Here is a 16246-nt window from a genome sequence, read left to right as displayed (position 1 = left end):
AACTCAACGGCGTCGACCCGTACGCCTACCTCACCGACGTCATCACCCGCATCGTCGCCGGCCATCCGCAAAGCCAACTCGACGACCTGCTGCCCTGGGCCTACGCCCCCGCACCACTCAAGGCCGTGGCCTGAGAACAGCGGTTACGCGCGAAGCCTGCGGCAAAGGCGGCGAACGCACGCCCGAACGCCTCCGGGTCAAGCAATCGCAAGAGCCGTGAGAAGGTGTCGTGACTGGGTGCCTCTTCATATTCGATCAAGCGCGACAACGCTTGCTTGCGCTCTTGCGCGAACAACGAGAACTCCGTGGCGTTGGTCGCGCCACACAGGCTCGCCGCGATCATCATCACGATCAAATCACCAAGCCGATGCGTGGCGTTGCCAGCGCGCGGATCAGGTAGCGCGCCGAAATAGCTCTCTAGGCTGGAAATGGCAGTCTCTCCTCATTTCGACTGCCTCTCCAAAGAATCCCTTCTCACCACAAATTCAAGCCCCAAAAAGCCATATGCGATTCCCCTGCCCGGGGCGGGGAGCGACGACGCTAAAGTCGAACCCCGCATTAGCGGCAACTAAAGGCGGATTGGGCCGACTAAATTGACCTTTTCCATCATGGAACATATTCTGAAGTTCTTTAAGGTCCCTTCCTGAAATAATTGTCGCGTAAGCTATTTCACTTAGATCTTTTTGCTGGATACCCGGCTCAGGCCTGTGTTAATGAAATCTCCGAAAGCGGTCGCGTCTAACGCCACCTCGGTTTTGCGACTGAGCGGAAAGTGACATCTGTAGCTATGCCCGGCGTCATCGGGGTTTGCTGAAGGCTTGGGGAAGGCCCGGCAGCATATGTCTTGCGCGTACTGGCACCGGGTGTGGAACTCGCAACCGGTTGGCCGTCTCAGAATGCTCGGCACCTCGCCCTTGATTTCGATGCGGTTGAGAACGGCATCCGGGTCGGGCACGGGATTGGCCGAGAGCAAGGCCTGCGTATAAGGATGGCAGGGATGATCGAAGATGTCTTGAGTTGACCCAGTCTCGACAATGCGACCGAGATACATGATCGCCATACGATCGGCCATGTGGCGCACCACGTTGAGGTTGTGCGTGATGATCACGATGGCGATCCCGAGTTCATCCTGGAGGCGAGCAAGCAGATTAAGCACCTCACCCTGGACCGACACGTCGAGCCCAGCTGTGGGTTCGTCGGCGATGATCACGTCCGGGTTAAGTGCGAGCGCACGAGCGACGCCGACACGTCGGGCCTGTCCGCCAGAGAGCTGGTGGGGATAGCGGCGCCCAAAGTCAGCCGGTAAACCTACCGTGCGCAATAGTCGCTCAGTCTCGGCTCCGGGATCGCGATTGCCCACGCCGTGTATGCGGAATGGCTCGGTGAGGAGCGACTGCACGGTCATCCGCGGCGAGAGTGAGCCCACGGGATCCTGGAACATCATCGTCATGCGGCGAAGGTAGAACTTTCGTTCGGCCGCTTTGAGACCGATAAGTTCCTGCCCGTTGAAACGAATGCTGCCGCTAATAGGCGCCTGAAGGCCTATGATCGTGCGCGCGATGGTGGATTTGCCAGATCCGCTTTCGCCGACGAGGGCAAGCGTCTCGCCCTTTCGGATTTCAAATGAGACGCCGCATACAGCGTCAATGAAAGGGTCCGGCGTGCCCGTGGCGAGCGCCTTCAGTGACCCCATGCTGCGGAAGCGGACACGAAGGTCCTGGATGCTCAGCAGCGCACTCATGCCGCAACCATCCCAGCTTGATCGAGCAAATGGCATCGCGCGACTTGGTCGGTTCCGATACGGTATTCCCGAGGGGTGTCGTTCTCGCAGCGCTCAAACGCGTGAGGACAGCGCTGTCGGAAGATACAGCCGTTCTTAATTCCAAGTAGACTCGGTACGTCTCCGGGAATAGTCGGCAAAGTGCGGGTTGGTGTTTTGATCCGTCCTGGGTCGCATTCAAGCAGAGCCCTTGTGTAAGGGTGCCCGGGATTGTGGAAGATGTCGCGAACGGCACCCTGCTCCACCAACTCGCCCGCATACATGACGGCAACGCGGTCGCATAGTTCGGCCACCACACCGAGATGATGAGAGACAAACAGGATAGAGCAACCGATCTCCCTTTGCAGCTCCTTGAGCAAATGTATGATTTGAACCTCCAACGTTGCATCAAGCGCCGTCGTCGGCTCGTCGGCGATAAGCAGCGCCGGTCTCACCAGAAGTGCCATGGCAATGCAGATGCGCTGGCGCATGCCACCAGAGAATTGATGCGGATAATTCCCGATGCGGCTTTGCGGATCGGGAATCCCGACGCGCTTGAGCATATCGATCGCACGAGTGCGCTTTTCACCACGCGCTCGTTGTTCGTGGTGTTGGATATCGATCATCTGGCTTTCGATTGTCCGCACCGGATTGAGTGCAGTCATCGGATCCTGGAAGATCATGGAGAGGCGATCGCCCATCAGACTACGTCGCGCCTGGGCAGTCAGTGTGAGCAGGTCGCGTCGCTCAAAGACAATGCTGCCGGCAGTAACCTGAGCGTTTTCTGGAAGTAGACCCATCACAGTATAGGCAAGCGTGGACTTGCCGGATCCACTCTCCCCTACGATGCCGACAACCTGTCCGGCCGGCACGTCCAATGAAACGTTGCGCAGAGCGTGGACGCGTCCGCGTGGCGAGCCGAAGTCAAGGCTGAGGTTCCTAACCTCGAGAAGCGTCTCGTTGGATATTGGAGGTACCGAGTTCCAAAAAGTCATAAGTCTTTCCGCAGCTTAGGATCGAATATGTCACGCAATGCCTCGCCTAGAAATGTAAATCCCAGTGTCGCGATCACAATTGGAATACCGCCCGCAAAAACCAGCCAAGGGGTCTGATTAATATAGCTGTAGCCATCATTAAGGATAGCTCCCCAATCGGGCGTAGGAGGCGGCACGCCCATGCCAAGAAAGCTCAGACCCGCTTGTACGGCGATGACCGCAGGCACATCCATGCTCACAAGGATAAGAAGCGGGCCGATCACGTTTGGCAGCATGTGAACTGCCAGGATGCGCGTTGTACCGGCGCCCATGCTCCGCTCCGCGTCGATGTAATCGGAGTTGCGCAAGGCTTGCGTTTGGGTGCGCACGACTCGCGCGTAGATCGGCATCGAAGTTATTGCGATGACCAGGATCACACTGAACATGCTGGGGCCAAGAAGTGCGATGACCGCCAACGCAAAGATTATTCCAGGGAAGGAGCGGATCGTGTCGAAAAATAGTAGCAGAACGTTGTCGAGCCAGCGCGGCCCGAACCCTGCTATCAGACCGAGCACGAGGCCCACCATAATCGAGCTACCCAACGACGCAAAAGCGACGAGAAGCGGGATGCGGCCGCCCATGATGGTGCGCGAAAAGGTGTCGCGACCGAGTTGATCCGTGCCAAGAAGAAAATTTGCTGAAGGTCCTGACAAACGCGGCCCTATCAATATGCCTATGGGGTCATGGGTGATGATCAGCGGACCAAAAATCGCGGTCGCCACTACCAGCAATACAAGCACTGCCCCAAACATTCCCAGACGGTTGCTACGCATCTGCCGTAGAAAGGAACTCAAGGCACCCGGGTTGTATCTTATGGGGTTTTCTTCAGCAATCGTGTCAACGCTCGTCATAGTCAGAGCTTCTCCCGGGCTCGAGGGTCAAGTATTGCGTTGACCAAATCGGAGGCCGTTGTTGAAATGACGATAAGGAAGGTGGTGACCACGACCACACCCATAACAATTGGATAATTGCGTGTATTCACCGCTTGCACGATTAGCGCGCCAATCCCCGGTCTTGCGAACACGACCTCGACAAACACCGAAGCCGACAGCAGCCATGCGATCCCTACGCCCAAGATTGTTACCGTTGGCAAGATCGCAAGCGGCAGAGCGTAGCGGAAGACAATGCGCCATTCCGAAATCCCGAAAGAGCGAGCCATTCGGATATGGTTCTCGCCCAGCGTTTCGAGCATGGATGCCCTCACCAGTCGAGAGATGTAGCCCACCCAACCGATCCCCATTGCAAAGCTTGGAAGGACCAGATGGACAAGTCCATCTACCAAGCCTTGGCCTGGCCCGATCGCAGGCAGCCAGCGGAGGGCTACGGCGAATATTAGCAGTGCGTAGACTGCCATGACAAAGGAAGGGATAGCGATTGTTGCCACGGCGATTACCCCAACCGCTTGGTCGAGGAAGGAATTGCGCCGCATGGCAGAATAGCACCCTAGCGGCACGGCAATAGCGGCAGCCCAAAAGATGGAGACGAGGATTAGCTCAATCGTGTAGGGCAGTTGCTCAAACACGATATCGGCGACAGGTCTCTGGCTGAACACATCATACCCTAGATCGCCATGGAGCAGTCCGTTGAAGAACTTAACGATCTGCACGAGGAGCGGCTTGTCGAGCCCCATCTGTTGATGCAGGAGCGCTTTTGCCTCAGGTGTCGCCCGGGGGCCGAGCAGAGTTGCTGCGGGGTCCCCAGGTACGGCATGGATCATCAGAAAGAGAAGCGTCGCCGCGATCACGATAATCGTGACCGCGAGGACCAACCTCTTACAAAAGTAAAATAACATTCTTCAGTCCGCCGCCGCCACTCAAGCCGGGGTGAAGCCGAGATACAATGGGACACCATCCGGGCGAGTGGCAGCTTTCACTTTAGTCGTCCGGTAGATAATTGGAGTAGCTCCATGCGTTATGAAACGGTAAGCGCCCGAATCTTCCATCAGATCCTGCATCTCTTGGTAGAGCTTTGACCGTTCGGTCGGGTCTTCAACCGCTTCTGCCTTGCCATTAAGTTCGTCAAACCGATCACTGCGGAAGCGCTCCCAATTCCAGACCCCAACTTGCGCTTTAGTGAACCAGGCGGTGTAATAAAGCGGATCAGGTTGGCTGCTGAAGCTATTGATAATTAGTTGCACGTCCTTCCAGCGCTGGCCGTCTGATTCCATGCCGATCGTCCAGAACGAACCTGAGTCTTGAACATTGACCTGGACGGTAATCCCGATCTGCGCCAACTGCGCCTGAATAGTCTGGGCAATTGTTGTGTCCGGGTTTGAGTTTAGACAGACGAGAGTTAGATTCAGATCAGCACCACTGGCCTTGTCCAAGAATTCCTTGGCCTTTGCCAGATCGCCTTCTGGGGGGACGAGCGCTTTGTCGCGGTGCCCAACAATGCCTGGAGGAATGAGGCCTGTCGCGACCTCGCCCTGCCCCGCATAGGCAGTGCCCAAAATCTGCGGCACATTTATTGCCCATTGGATTGCTTTGCGGACATTGATATCTTGCAGTTTCGGATTGTCGACGTTCATGCCAACCCAAGTGTAACCGAGAGAAGGATGCTCCTCAACCTTCGTATCTGCCGGCGGATTGCTCTTAAACGTCGCCAGTGAATCAAGACTGATCGTAGTGAAATCGACATCACCGGCCTGATATGCTCGTTCCGCAGTCTTGATATCAGTGATCGGCACGATGCGGATCTCATCGAATCCGGGCTTTGGGCCAGTCCAATCGGGATTACGGGTCAACAGCGTGTATTGATTTTGCTTCCACTCTGCGAGCACGTACGGTCCGGAAAAGGCCGGAGGCTTCATGCCGAAGTTTCCACCGTCTTTGGTCGCTTTCATCACGGCTTCTTCAGAAACGATATGACCGCCCCAAGGGAACGTGATGTTCCATACCGGCACAAAGGGCGACTTGAACACGATAACGCCCGTATGATCGTCCTCGACCTCGATATGGTCGAATGAGCCCATGTTCGGTTTCACGGGTGAATCGTGCTTGATGATCCGCTCAAAGGAGAATTTCACATCCTTGGCAGTGAGTTCGCCGAAGCCGCCAGTAAACTTGATGCCTTTCTTGAGGATGAAGCGGATATGCGTCGGATCGATCTGCTCGATCTTATCCGCCGCTTCCAGTTCCCAGCCCCATTCGGAGCCTGGTTTGAAGTGCGTGAGTTTTGAATAAATGCAGCTGTTGACAGTACTCTCGGAATTATTGCCATAAAAACCGGGATCGAGGGTGGCAAGCTCGTAAGGAGCGGCAACCTTTAGTACCCGGCCTTCGGCCGCCCAGATGACCTGTGAGAGTGGCAGGCCAGAAGCCAAGACGCCACCGCCGAGCATGGCGCCGGTCTTAAGTAAGGTGCGACGGCTCACATTTGTTACGATACCAGTCATACTTTTCCCCTTTCGTTTTAGACGTCGCCCGCTAGCTGCGGGAACGATCGCCACTTTGGTTGTTCAGTTAGGGCAGGCGCGTACAACGCCGCTTTGCCGGACTAGTCCTGCTCGGTTCCTCTTCCTGAGGGCATTTGCAAGCCACTGCTAGTCATGCTTAATAAAGCGCCGCGCCAATACCTGTATTACCCGTATTCTCGATGGCAGAGCGCCGCTATTGTGACGGTTCCGAGTGCCTATCTGGCTCAAAATCGGATCCACCCGATGCCATCTTTAATGTCTATTACAGTCTGAAAAGGCGTCGAGAGCTCTTGTAAGCGTTTTAGAATGGAGTGCGCTTGCTGTGGAGCAGCTAGCCGAGGCACTCCTCGGTTGGCGAATCTTTCCGAGCGACGATGCTCGATCGGAACCAGCTGTATTTCGGCAAGCTCGTTCTGCTCAAAGCGGCTTACCGTGATGACGCTCTCGTAGTACACCGCATCGGAATACGAGCCTACGGGTCCTTCTGCCATCGGAAAGCCGTGTGACATCTCATAAGCAGTCACCTCAGCGTTTGTATCGATCCGCGGATCTTTGCCGTACACCTCATAAATGTCCGCCCCTACCGGCGCCCTGAGATCTTCACAAAGGAAATTACCCAAGCTGTAAAAAATGGGGCGCCGTTTGTAGATCTCGATGCCTCGCAGCAAATGCGGCCCGTGTACAAGGTATGCGTCCGCACCCGCATCAATCACGCTGTGAGCAAATGATTGTTCGTAATCAGGAGGCTCTTGACACCAGTTCCCCGGTTCATGACCGTGGTGGGTGGCAATGCAGAAGTCCGAGTACTGCTTGCCCTCACGAATATTCCGGAGAATATTGGCTACATCGTGCGAATTGGCTTCGAAGCTGTAGCTGGCCTTGTCGCCGGGTTTGTACAGCGTATCCCCAATTAATACGCGGCTTGAATCCCGGTCTGTTGGTTTGTCGCCTGGCAGTTCCTCACGTAACGCCGTAAGTAGTTCGAACTTCTCCCGAGGCACTATGATACTTTTAGTTAGGCGAAGGGCGTTTAGCCCTGGTCGTCCCGGAGCCCGGCCCGCGGGATCACACGCACGGGCCATTGGTGGGAATGTCGAGGCCGACGAAACCAGCGCCACGCGTCCACGACGCGTCTCTAAGAAGCGGGCAGCTCCCGCTTCTGCAAGGTTCTCGCCAGCGCCTGAGTGGACGATCCCAATGTTATCAAGTGCGCGGGTCGTCTCACGCATTCCTTCAACGCCCCAGTCGAGCGTTTGATTGTTCGCCCGGCTAACCATATTAAAGCCCATGGCTTTCAGGTCAGGGCCGACTTCGGGGTCACTGATGCAATAGGATCCGCCGTGCTCAGCCTGAGGACAACCTTTAGACGGTCTGTCTAAGATAATGGTCTCCAAATTTCCAAAAGTGACGTCGGCGCCCTCAAAGAGGCTCAGAACATCAGCCAACCCGGGGTGGTAGCCGTGAGCTACCGGACGCGCATACAGAATGTCGCCAACTGCTACCATCGTGAAGCCATCTTGAACATTCGTAGCAATCGAGCCGACTGCATCATAGTCATTTTCCCGAAGAGGATGATCACTCGGCGGCACATTTATTTCCATGCTCAGATTTCACCTATCACTCACAGGCATGCTCATTGATTAGAGTTTGCGCTTCAAAGCGAAGCTAACCTGCCCAAATTTCGGTGAATACACGCTGAAAATTCTGGCCCAGTACCTTTTCGATAACCCGGTCTGAATAACCCGCCTCCGACAGGTCCCAAGCGGCAACTTCCAACCGTCGGGGCGTATTCAGCCCCGGCACGGTGTATGGGCCAATACCGTCCAAGGGTGCGGAGACGCCGCGGTCATCGCGGCCAGCGATAAAGGCCTCTAGCGCTTTCCGATGCCCGTCATTGTACTGTATAGGCGTTATCGAATTATCGCTGCCGATACCAACGTGGTCCTCGCCGCAGACATTCAGAGCGTGCACCAGATGGCGATTGAAGAGCCTTCTAGACGCGTAAACCGGATCCTGCCCGAGATAGGGCATCATAAAAATGCCGAATACGCCACCTCCGTTGGCAACCGCCCGAAGAACTTCGTCAGGCTGGTTGCGAGGGTGGTCATATATCTCACGGCAGGCGCTGTGGGAAACGATGATGGGCGCGCTTGATGCACGCGCTGCTTCGAGGGCGGTCTGCGGATGCGAGTGGGAAAGATCGACTACTAGACGGCGGCGATTGATATGAGTGACCGCTTGACTTCCAACGGGCTTAAGGCCGGCGTCGGAGTTGGTGACTAGACAACCAGATCCTATCTTACTATCGCCATTGTAGGTCAGTTGCATGATCATGACTGACTCATCGGCAAAGAGATCAATCGACGGTAGATCGTCCTGCATGAATTCAAGTCCTTGGAAGCCAAAGATGATGCCGAGAAGCCCCTTCTCCTTCGCACGGTTGATGTCCTCGGGCCGCTGGATCAAAATGAGCGTATCGGGGTTGGCCGCAATGTCGTCCTTGACATCCTTGATCCAGCTCAGCATCTCCGCTACGCTTGTGCCGCCGGCTGCTCCACCAATGGTCAGGTTTAGTGCAGTAATACCCGAGCGCCGCACATTCTGGAGCTGTTCCACTGTGTATTGACGGCCGGCGGGAGGATAGTTGACGTTGAAAGTATTCGGCGAGGCAAGAGCATCGATGACGATGGCTTTGTCGTAAAGCTTCCTAAGCGCCACGGGCGGCCGCTCAGTTTCGGAGGTCCAGAGGTCTGCCGCTCCTAGAATGCCTTCAGCGGCGCATGTCGCGCATGATCCCGAACCGATATGCGCGGGATGATGCGCTGCAACCGCCTTGATGCCAATCGCGCTGCTATACCCATTGCTTTCAGACATAATCTACCTTTCAAAATTACTTGTGGGTTAGCAACTACATCCCAGCCCGCCGACAGGACCGCTATGAAAACTGCAGCGCGTTTTCGGCCACATCCGGGAAGGCATTGATCACTTCACGCTCCCGCCGCGATGATCGATATTGTTAGCAAGGATGATGGTCATTCGGCTAGGTCCCCACTTTCTGGCATGAACCGAAACTACCAGTTCTTGAAAGGTCAATCATGCCGAATTTGTAATTGAGGAGTCGCATTTGCGGCAGAAAGAACTTCGAAACGGAGCCCGAACAGAATAATATGTTGCCGAAATCGCTGGGCCAGCGTTAGCCTCTCCGACTGATCGTGGTCCCCAGCGTGGTGTAGCGGGCCGATCAGCGCGCAACGGCTGGGCAGGCTGAGCAGGGATCATCCTTCCAGATGGGTGGGGGTGGATGCCAGCCTTCTCCGACGGCATCGCAATGTGCCAAGTTTGTGGCGCTTAACGCCACAAAATGGAACGAGGCATCCATGGGAAAGGTTACCAAAATTGGGGTCGATCTGGCAAAGAACGTCTTTCAACTGCGTGGAGCAGACGGAACTGTCGTATCTCGCAAGACCCTGTCGCGCCTGCAGTTTTACAAGCCAGCCGGCATGTGTCGCCGCGATGGAGGCATGCGCCAGCTCCCATTATTGGGCTCGCGAGATGGTCCAGCTTGGCCATCTGCCGAAGCTGATTGCACACGCCGCCTGCGCCCACCGAGCTGCATACGACGCACTTTGAAGCTGAAGTCCGTCACCTCTCGCAGCAACACTGTTGGGGATAAGGTCCTTTCAGCCCCGCATGCGTGTTTGCGACAGATCCTCGCACCATACCCAGATAGTCGCCGTCTCAGCCGAAAATTGCGCAATGGAGCGGCCTCTCTCCTATCGACGCCTCCGAGTTGGCGGTAGGTCAGTGCATAGGCCCTCGGCCGCCTCCGCTGCCATGCCGACTGTCTCACCTAGTGTCGGGTGCGGATGGATGGTCTTGCCGATGTCGACCGCATCAGCCCCCATCTCGATCGCCAGGCAAATCTCGCCGATCATGTCGCCCGCAGCCGGGCCGACGATGGCGCCGCCGATGATGCGACGCGTTTCCTTGTCGAACACCAGCTTGGTCAAGCCGTAGTCGGCGCCGTTGGCGATGGCCCGTCCAGACGCTGCCCACGGGAACGTGCCGACCTCAACAGCACGGCCGGCCGCCTTGGCGGCATCCTCGCTGACGCCAACCCACGCAATTTCCGGATCGGTATAGGCAACCGATGGCACCACCTTGGCGTCCATGAAGCTCTTGAGCCCCGTTGCCGCTTCGGCCGCGACATGGCCCTGATGTACGGCCTTGTGCGCCAGCATCGGATTGCCAGTGACGTCGCCGACGGCGAAGATGTTCGCCGCACGCGTGCGCATCTGCGCGTCGACTTCGATGAAGCCGCGCGCATCAATTGTTACGGCAGCGGAAGACAATTGGAGCGCTTCGGCTGTGGGGCGCCGCCCGGCCGATTGCAGGATCAGGTCGTAGCGCCTGACGCCGGCGCCCTCGCCGCTGGTCGTCACGACAAGTGCATCTTCCTCGGCAACGACACTTTCGACGCGCGCGCCCAGAAGGATCGCGTCGAAGCGGTGGGCATTGCGCTTGCGCCAGACCTCGACCACGTCGCGGTCCACATCGGGCAGCAGCCTGTCGAGTTGCTCCACCACTTCGACTCGCGCGCCGAGCCCGCTGTAGACGGTGGCCATCTCAAGTCCGATGATGCCGCCGCCGATGACCAGCATACGCCGGGGAATAAAGGGCAGTTCGAGCGCGCCCGTGGAATCGACGATGCGCGGATCGTCAGGCAGGAACGGCAACTTGACCGGTACCGAGCCGGCGGCGACGATGGCCATGGCGAAAACGATGCCGCGCTTGCCGCCCTCAAATAGCTCGATGTCTACCGAGCCGCCATCAGCGAACTTTGCCGTGCCTCTGACAATCTCGACCTTCCGTAGGCGCGCCATGCCCTTTAGCCCGTCCGTGAGCTTGCTGACGACGCCGGCCTTGAAGCTCCGCAGCTTGTCGAGATCGACGGTCGCGGTGTCGAAGACAATACCGTGATCGCGAAGACGCTCGGCTTCTTCCTTGACGGCGGCGACATGCAGCAGCGCCTTGGACGGAATGCAGCCGACGTTAAGGCACACGCCGCCAAGGGTGGCGTCTCGCTCGACCAGGATCACGCGCTGGCCAAGATCGGCGGCACGAAAGGCCGCGGAATAGCCGCCAGGTCCGCCGCCGATCACCAGCACGTCGCAATCGGGCGCCGCACTCGACGCGGGAGATCGCGCTGTTGTCGCTGCCTGAGCCTCGGATGTCGCCACCGACGCTGCGGGCTTGATCGCTAGCTTGGCTTCTTTGGCGGCTGCTACCGCTTCCACGGTGGCGATCAGCGCCCCCTTTGAAACGCGCTGACCGATTGTGAGATCGACAGAAGCGATGCGCCCGGCAAATGGCGACGGCACGTCGATCGACGCCTTGTCGGATTCGAGCACGACAAGCGTCTGGTCGAGGACAACGTAGTCACCCGGCTTGATATGCAGCTCGATGACGGCGACTTCCTTGAAGTCGCCCATTTCGGACACCCTGATTTCGGTGGTGCTCATCTCGGCCTCAAACGATCGCGCGGCGGAAATCGCCCAGTAGAGCTGATATGTGGCCCAGGAACCTGGCTGCGGCGACGCCGTCGATGACGCGATGATCCCAGGACAATGAGACCGGCATGATCAGCCTCGGCTGGAAGGCCTTGCCGTCCCAGATGGCTTCCATCGCCGAGCGGCCTGCGCCGAGGATTGCCACCTCGGGCGCATTAATGATCGGCGTGAAGCCTGCTCCGCCAATGCCGCCGAGCGACGAAACCGAGAAGCAACCGCCTTGCATGTCGGCGGCCGACAGCCCACTCCCGCGCGCCTTGTCGGCGAGCGCGCGCATTTCGGTGGCGATTTCGATCACGCCCTTGCGGTCGCAATCTCGGATCACCGGCACCATCAGCCCCTTGGCCGTGTCGGCGGCAACACCGATATGGACGTAGTTCTTGAGCACCAGCTCTTCGCCGTCGAGCGAGGCGTTGAAGCGCGGATATGCCTTGAGAGCCAATGCCGACGCCTTGATCAGGAAGGCGACCATCGTCACCTTGGCGTCCTTGTTGGCCGCATTGAGCTCCTTGCGGAAATCCTCAAGGCTGGTGACGTCGGCGTTGTCGAAGTTGGTGACATGCGGAATGGTCAGCCAGTTGCGGGTGAGATTGCCTCCCGAGATCTTCTGGATGCGCGACAACGGCTGGCGTTCGACGGGTCCGAACTTCTCGTAGTCGACGGCAGGCCAGGCCGGCAGGCCGGCCCCGATGCCCGTACCCGACATCTGCACTGACGAGCCTCCTGCTAGACGCTCCTTGATATGCGCCAAAATGTCCTCGCGCAGTATCCTGCCCTTCGCGCCGGAAGGTTTCACAGTGGCGAGGGCGACGCCAAGCTCACGGGCAAAGGCACGTACCGATGGCGTGGCATGGGCGCCGGCTGACGTCTCTGACCTGACCGACGGCGTGTTGCTTGCCACCGGTGCTGCCGGTGCCACCTTCGCTGCCGGCGGTTCTGCCTCGACGGGCGCGGCCGCGGGAACGGCTTCGGCCTTTGCAGTTTCCGGCAAGGTTGCCGGCGCAGCTGCCTGGGCAGCAGTGGCATCGATCGTTAGCAACAGCGCGCCCTGGGACACACGCGTGCCGATCGACACCGCGAACTCCCTGACGGTTCCGGCGAAAGGTGCCGGGATCTCCATCGTCGCCTTGTCGGATTCCACCGTCATCAACGGGTCATCGACGGCAACGACGTCGCCTGGCTTCACCAGGAACTCGACGACCGGCACATCCTTGTAGTCGCCGATATCCGGCAACCTGACTTCCATTAGCTGGCTCATATCAACTCTTTCGGAACTGGAACTCAACCGGATCAACGCAACCAGGGCGCATCGATCGCATTGTCGAGGCCGTAGCGGGCGATGGCGTCCGCGACCGTCTGGCGCGGAACCGCTCCTTCGGCGGCGAGGGCCGCAAGGGCTGCCACCGTGACATGACGATTATCGACTTCGAAGAAATCGCGCAGCGCAGCGCGCGTATCGCTGCGGCCGAAGCCGTCGGTGCCGAGTGCCGTGAACGAAGCGTCGACATAAGACGCGACCAGTTGCGGATAGGCGCGCACATAGTCGGTGGCCGCAATGATCGGCGCCTTGCCGGGCAAGCAACTCTTGATATGGCTAACCATCGGCTCGGACAGCGGATTGAAGCGGTTGTGACGTTCCATTTCCCGCGCATCGCGCGACAGCTCGGAGAAGCTGGTCGCACTCCACACCTCCGAGGCAATACCCCAGTCGGCGGCAAGCATCTGTGCTGCCTCGATCACCTGCGGCAGGATAGTGCCGGAGCCGAGCAGGCGGACAAGGCCAGCACTCTTTTTGGGCTTATGGCTGGCGACACGGTAGAGCCCCTTGATGATATCGGCCTCGACACCCGCCGGCATCGACGGCTGGGCATAGTTCTCGTTCATCGCGGTGACGTAGTAGAACTCGTCCTTGCACTGTTCCATCATGGCGCGTGCGCCATGATCGAGAATGACCGCAAGCTCATAGGCGAATGCCGGGTCGTAGGCTCGGCAGTTCGGAACGGTCGAGGCAACGAGCAGGCTCGATCCATCCTGGTGCTGCAAGCCCTCGCCTGCTAGCGTCGTGCGCCCGGCGGTCGCCCCGATCAGGAACCCGCGCGAACGTTGGTCGGCAGCGGCCCAGATCAAGTCTCCCACACGCTGGAAGCCGAACATCGAGTAGTAGATGTAGAACGGCAGCATGGCGAGGTTGTGGACGCTGTAGGACGTCGCCGCCGCCACCCAGGACGAAATCGCACCGGCCTCGGTGATGCCCTCTTCGAGCAGCTGCCCGTTCTTGATTTCCTTGTAGTAGAGCATCGAGCCGGCATCCTCCGGCTCGTAGAGCTGGCCAATCGGAGAATAGATGCCGACCTGGCGGAACAGATTCGCCATGCCGAATGTGCGGGCTTCATCGGCCACGATTGGCACAATGCGCGGTCCCAGCTCCTTTTCCTTGATCAGGTTGCCGAGCAACCTGACCGCAGCCATGGTCGTCGACATCTCCTTGCCTTCGGCGTTAAGCGCGAAATCGGCATAGCTCTGAAGCGGTGGGATCGTAACTGGAGCGGCCGTGCGCCGGCGCGCCGGTAGATAGCCGCCCAGCGCCTCCCGGCGCGAACGGAGATAATTGAGCTCGGCGCTGTCTTGGGCGGGCCTATACAACTCGATCTTCTCGACCTGCTCGTTGCTTATTGGCAGCGAGAAACGGTCTCGGAAGGTCAGCAGGCCCTCGACATCGAGCTTCTTGGACTGGTGTGCCGTCATGCGGGATTCGCCGGCGCCGCCCATGCCAAAGCCCTTTTTGGTCTTAGCGAGGATTACCGTCGGTCGCCCTTTGGCGGCCTTGGCTGCCTCGAAAGCAGCGTATAGCTTGCGGAAGTCGTGGCCACCGCGCTTCAGCGCGTCAATATCGCGGTCCGACATGTGGGCGACCAACGCCTTGAGCTCAGGATCTTCCTCGAAGAAATGCGCCAGATTGTAAGCGCCGTCTTTAGCGCCAAGTGTTTGGTATTTGCCATCGACGGTGGCGGCGAAGCGGCGGAGCAAGGCGTGCTGGGTGTCACGGGCAAACAATGCATCCCATTCCGATCCCCACAGCACCTTGATGACGTTCCAGCCGGCACCGCGGAAGATGCTTTCCAGTTCCTGGATAATTTGGCCATTGCCGCGCACAGGACCGTCGAGGCGCTGTAGATTGCAATTGATGATGAAGGTAAGGTTGTCGAGGTTTTCGCGTGCCGCGATCGACAGGCCGGCGATCGATTCCGGCTCGTCCATCTCGCCGTCTCCGAACACGCCCCAGACGTGGCGGCCCTCGGTGTTGGTGAGCCCACGGTCGCTGAGATAGCGCATGAAGCGCGCCTGGTAGACGGCGGTGATGGGGCCTATGCCCATCGAACCCGTCGGCACCTGCCAGAAATCGGGCATCAGCCAGGGATGCGGATAAGAGCACAATCCGTTACCGCCAATCTCCTGGCGGTAATGCTTGAGATGCTCCTCCGAAAGTCGGCCCTCGAGATAGGCGCGGGCGTACACGCCCGGAGCCGAGTGCGGCTGGAAGAAGACCACGTCGCCGTCGCCCTCACCGGTGTCGGCGCGGAAGAAATGGTTGAACCCGATCTCGAAGATCTCCGCTGCCGAGGCGTAGCTCGCAATGTGGCCGCCAAGTTCGCCATAGGCCGTGTTGGCCCGAACCACCATGGCCAGCGCATTCCAGCGAATGATTGCAGTGATGCGCTCTTCCATGGCGAGATCGCCGGGAAAGGGCGCCTGCTTTTCGAGCGAAATGGTGTTGCGGTAGGGCGAGAACGGTAGCGCCTCGTGGACGATGCCGAGCTCCTTGGCCTTGCGGTCCAGCTCGCCAAGTATGAACTCAGCTCGCGTGCCCCCGGAGGCGAAGAACAGGGATTCCAGCGAGGCCAGCCAGTCGGCCGTTTCGTTTGGATCGGCGTCGTCACCGATAGGGGCGGAGGGGGTTTTAGTGAGCATGATGGCGCCTAGGCTCTAAGTTTCCACTTGCGCGATTTTATCGGCAACGCTCCGGCATTTCCTGCCGAAGATATCGCTAATTTTCCTTGTTACAGCAGATACCACCACGTTAACTTACTAATGAAGCAGGTGGTGCGGAAAATGAACCTTGATGCGATAGACAGAAATTCCTAACCAGCTCAAGGTGGCCTCGAGCCTAACCAATGTCGAATTGGCCTCCCCTTGCCTCGCCCCAGTGCGGGCGCTCGCCGAGGCCGGCGTGATCACTCGTTGCGTGACGTTTCCGAGCTCAGCGATGCTCGGCGCGTAGCTGAGTGTGTTCATCCAGGCCACGTTGGAAGCCAATCGAAACGTTCTTGAGGTATTCGAAACAGCTATGGCCCGTTTTCCCCAGGAGTGGTTTTCTGCGGGTCGTAGGACGCGACGGTTGCACTCCAGCACTTTATCGGACGACCTATCTAGGCCATGCCCACATCCCCAACATCTATTGGTACCTGAC

General features: G+C 58.4%; 12 protein-coding genes and 1 pseudogene. 2 read left to right on the top strand and 11 right to left on the bottom strand.

Annotated features, from left to right (window positions below; genetic code table 11):
* Positions 1 to 134 (top strand): transposase domain-containing protein (locus tag AC04SF_RS30100; RefSeq protein WP_488480748.1); only part of this gene is annotated, 134 nt, incomplete at its 5' end.
* On the opposite strand, the gene AC04SF_RS30095 is transcribed toward AC04SF_RS30100, so the two are convergent.
* From AC04SF_RS30095 to AC04SF_RS30060, 8 genes are all read right to left on the bottom strand, one after another.
* Positions 101 to 430, bottom strand: coding sequence for a transposase family protein (locus tag AC04SF_RS30095; protein WP_488480747.1), 330 nt, complete (start codon positions 428 to 430; stop codon positions 101 to 103). The two genes, AC04SF_RS30100 and AC04SF_RS30095, sit on opposite strands and share 34 nt — an antisense overlap.
* A gap of 243 nt (positions 431 to 673) precedes the next feature.
* Entirely contained in the window at positions 674 to 1741 is a 1068-nt protein-coding gene (locus tag AC04SF_RS30090) for an ABC transporter ATP-binding protein (protein WP_488480732.1), read from the bottom strand.
* A complete protein-coding gene (locus AC04SF_RS30085; protein WP_488480731.1) occupies positions 1738 to 2754 on the bottom strand; it encodes an ABC transporter ATP-binding protein in 1017 nt (338 codons plus the stop codon). The genes AC04SF_RS30090 and AC04SF_RS30085 overlap by 4 nt, the downstream gene beginning before the upstream one ends.
* Complete coding sequence (locus AC04SF_RS30080) at positions 2751 to 3644, bottom strand: ABC transporter permease (RefSeq protein WP_488480730.1); 894 nt, start codon at positions 3642 to 3644, stop codon at positions 2751 to 2753. The genes AC04SF_RS30085 and AC04SF_RS30080 overlap by 4 nt, the downstream gene beginning before the upstream one ends.
* 2 nt (positions 3645 to 3646) lie before the next feature.
* Positions 3647 to 4585 (bottom strand): ABC transporter permease, encoded by a 939-nt coding sequence (locus tag AC04SF_RS30075; protein WP_488480729.1) that lies wholly within the window; start codon positions 4583 to 4585, stop codon positions 3647 to 3649.
* Between the two features lie 21 nt (positions 4586 to 4606).
* Positions 4607 to 6187: an ABC transporter substrate-binding protein gene (locus tag AC04SF_RS30070; protein WP_488480728.1), complete on the bottom strand. Its 1581-nt coding sequence runs from the start codon at positions 6185 to 6187 to the stop codon at positions 4607 to 4609.
* A gap of 245 nt (positions 6188 to 6432) precedes the next feature.
* Positions 6433 to 7809, bottom strand: coding sequence for a CapA family protein (locus tag AC04SF_RS30065; protein WP_488480727.1), 1377 nt, complete (start codon positions 7807 to 7809; stop codon positions 6433 to 6435).
* A 64-nt stretch (positions 7810 to 7873) separates the two neighbouring features.
* Positions 7874 to 9082, bottom strand: a complete 1209-nt coding sequence (locus AC04SF_RS30060; RefSeq protein ID WP_488480726.1) for a dipeptidase — start codon at positions 9080 to 9082, stop codon at positions 7874 to 7876.
* Positions 9083 to 9585: 503 nt separating this feature from the next.
* On the opposite strand from AC04SF_RS30060, the pseudogene AC04SF_RS30055 reads away from it, so the two are divergent.
* Positions 9586 to 9802, top strand: a pseudogene (locus AC04SF_RS30055) (IS110 family transposase); the annotation flags it as partial.
* Between the two features lie 179 nt (positions 9803 to 9981).
* Here the strand turns inward: AC04SF_RS30055 and lpdA are convergent.
* The 3 genes from lpdA to mdeB are packed head-to-tail and all read right to left on the bottom strand — an operon-like array spanning position 9982 to position 15747.
* Positions 9982 to 11730 (bottom strand): dihydrolipoyl dehydrogenase, encoded by a 1749-nt coding sequence (gene lpdA / locus AC04SF_RS30050; protein ID WP_488480725.1) that lies wholly within the window; start codon positions 11728 to 11730, stop codon positions 9982 to 9984.
* Between the two features lie 7 nt (positions 11731 to 11737).
* Entirely contained in the window at positions 11738 to 13036 is a 1299-nt protein-coding gene (locus tag AC04SF_RS30045; RefSeq protein WP_488480724.1) for a 2-oxo acid dehydrogenase subunit E2, read from the bottom strand.
* Between the two features lie 32 nt (positions 13037 to 13068).
* Complete coding sequence (mdeB, locus tag AC04SF_RS30040) at positions 13069 to 15747, bottom strand: alpha-ketoglutarate dehydrogenase (RefSeq protein ID WP_488480723.1); 2679 nt, start codon at positions 15745 to 15747, stop codon at positions 13069 to 13071.
* Positions 15748 to 16246: the final 499 nt, after the last annotated feature.

This window comes from Mesorhizobium sp. CNPSo 4671, from assembly GCF_057784245.1.
The sequence above is the reverse complement of the archived record's forward strand: the minus strand, read 5'-3'. Positions and strand labels throughout refer to the sequence as shown.

Bases quoted from the DNA above. Each gene is read 5' to 3' on its own strand.
- AC04SF_RS30090 (WP_488480732.1), bottom strand. From the start codon at position 1,741: ATGAGTGCGCTGCTGAGCATCCAGGACCTTCGTGTCCGCTTCCGCAGC.
- AC04SF_RS30085 (WP_488480731.1), bottom strand. From the start codon at position 2,754: ATGACTTTTTGGAACTCGGTACCTCCAATATCCAACGAGACGCTTCTC.
- AC04SF_RS30080 (WP_488480730.1), bottom strand. From the start codon at position 3,644: ATGACGAGCGTTGACACGATTGCTGAAGAAAACCCCATAAGATACAAC.
- AC04SF_RS30075 (WP_488480729.1), bottom strand. From the start codon at position 4,585: ATGTTATTTTACTTTTGTAAGAGGTTGGTCCTCGCGGTCACGATTATC.
- AC04SF_RS30070 (WP_488480728.1), bottom strand. From the start codon at position 6,187: ATGACTGGTATCGTAACAAATGTGAGCCGTCGCACCTTACTTAAGACC.
- AC04SF_RS30065 (WP_488480727.1), bottom strand. From the start codon at position 7,809: ATGGAAATAAATGTGCCGCCGAGTGATCATCCTCTTCGGGAAAATGAC.
- AC04SF_RS30060 (WP_488480726.1), bottom strand. From the start codon at position 9,082: ATGTCTGAAAGCAATGGGTATAGCAGCGCGATTGGCATCAAGGCGGTT.
- lpdA (WP_488480725.1), bottom strand. From the start codon at position 11,730: ATGAGCACCACCGAAATCAGGGTGTCCGAAATGGGCGACTTCAAGGAA.
- AC04SF_RS30045 (WP_488480724.1), bottom strand. From the start codon at position 13,036: ATGAGCCAGCTAATGGAAGTCAGGTTGCCGGATATCGGCGACTACAAG.
- mdeB (WP_488480723.1), bottom strand. From the start codon at position 15,747: ATGCTCACTAAAACCCCCTCCGCCCCTATCGGTGACGACGCCGATCCA.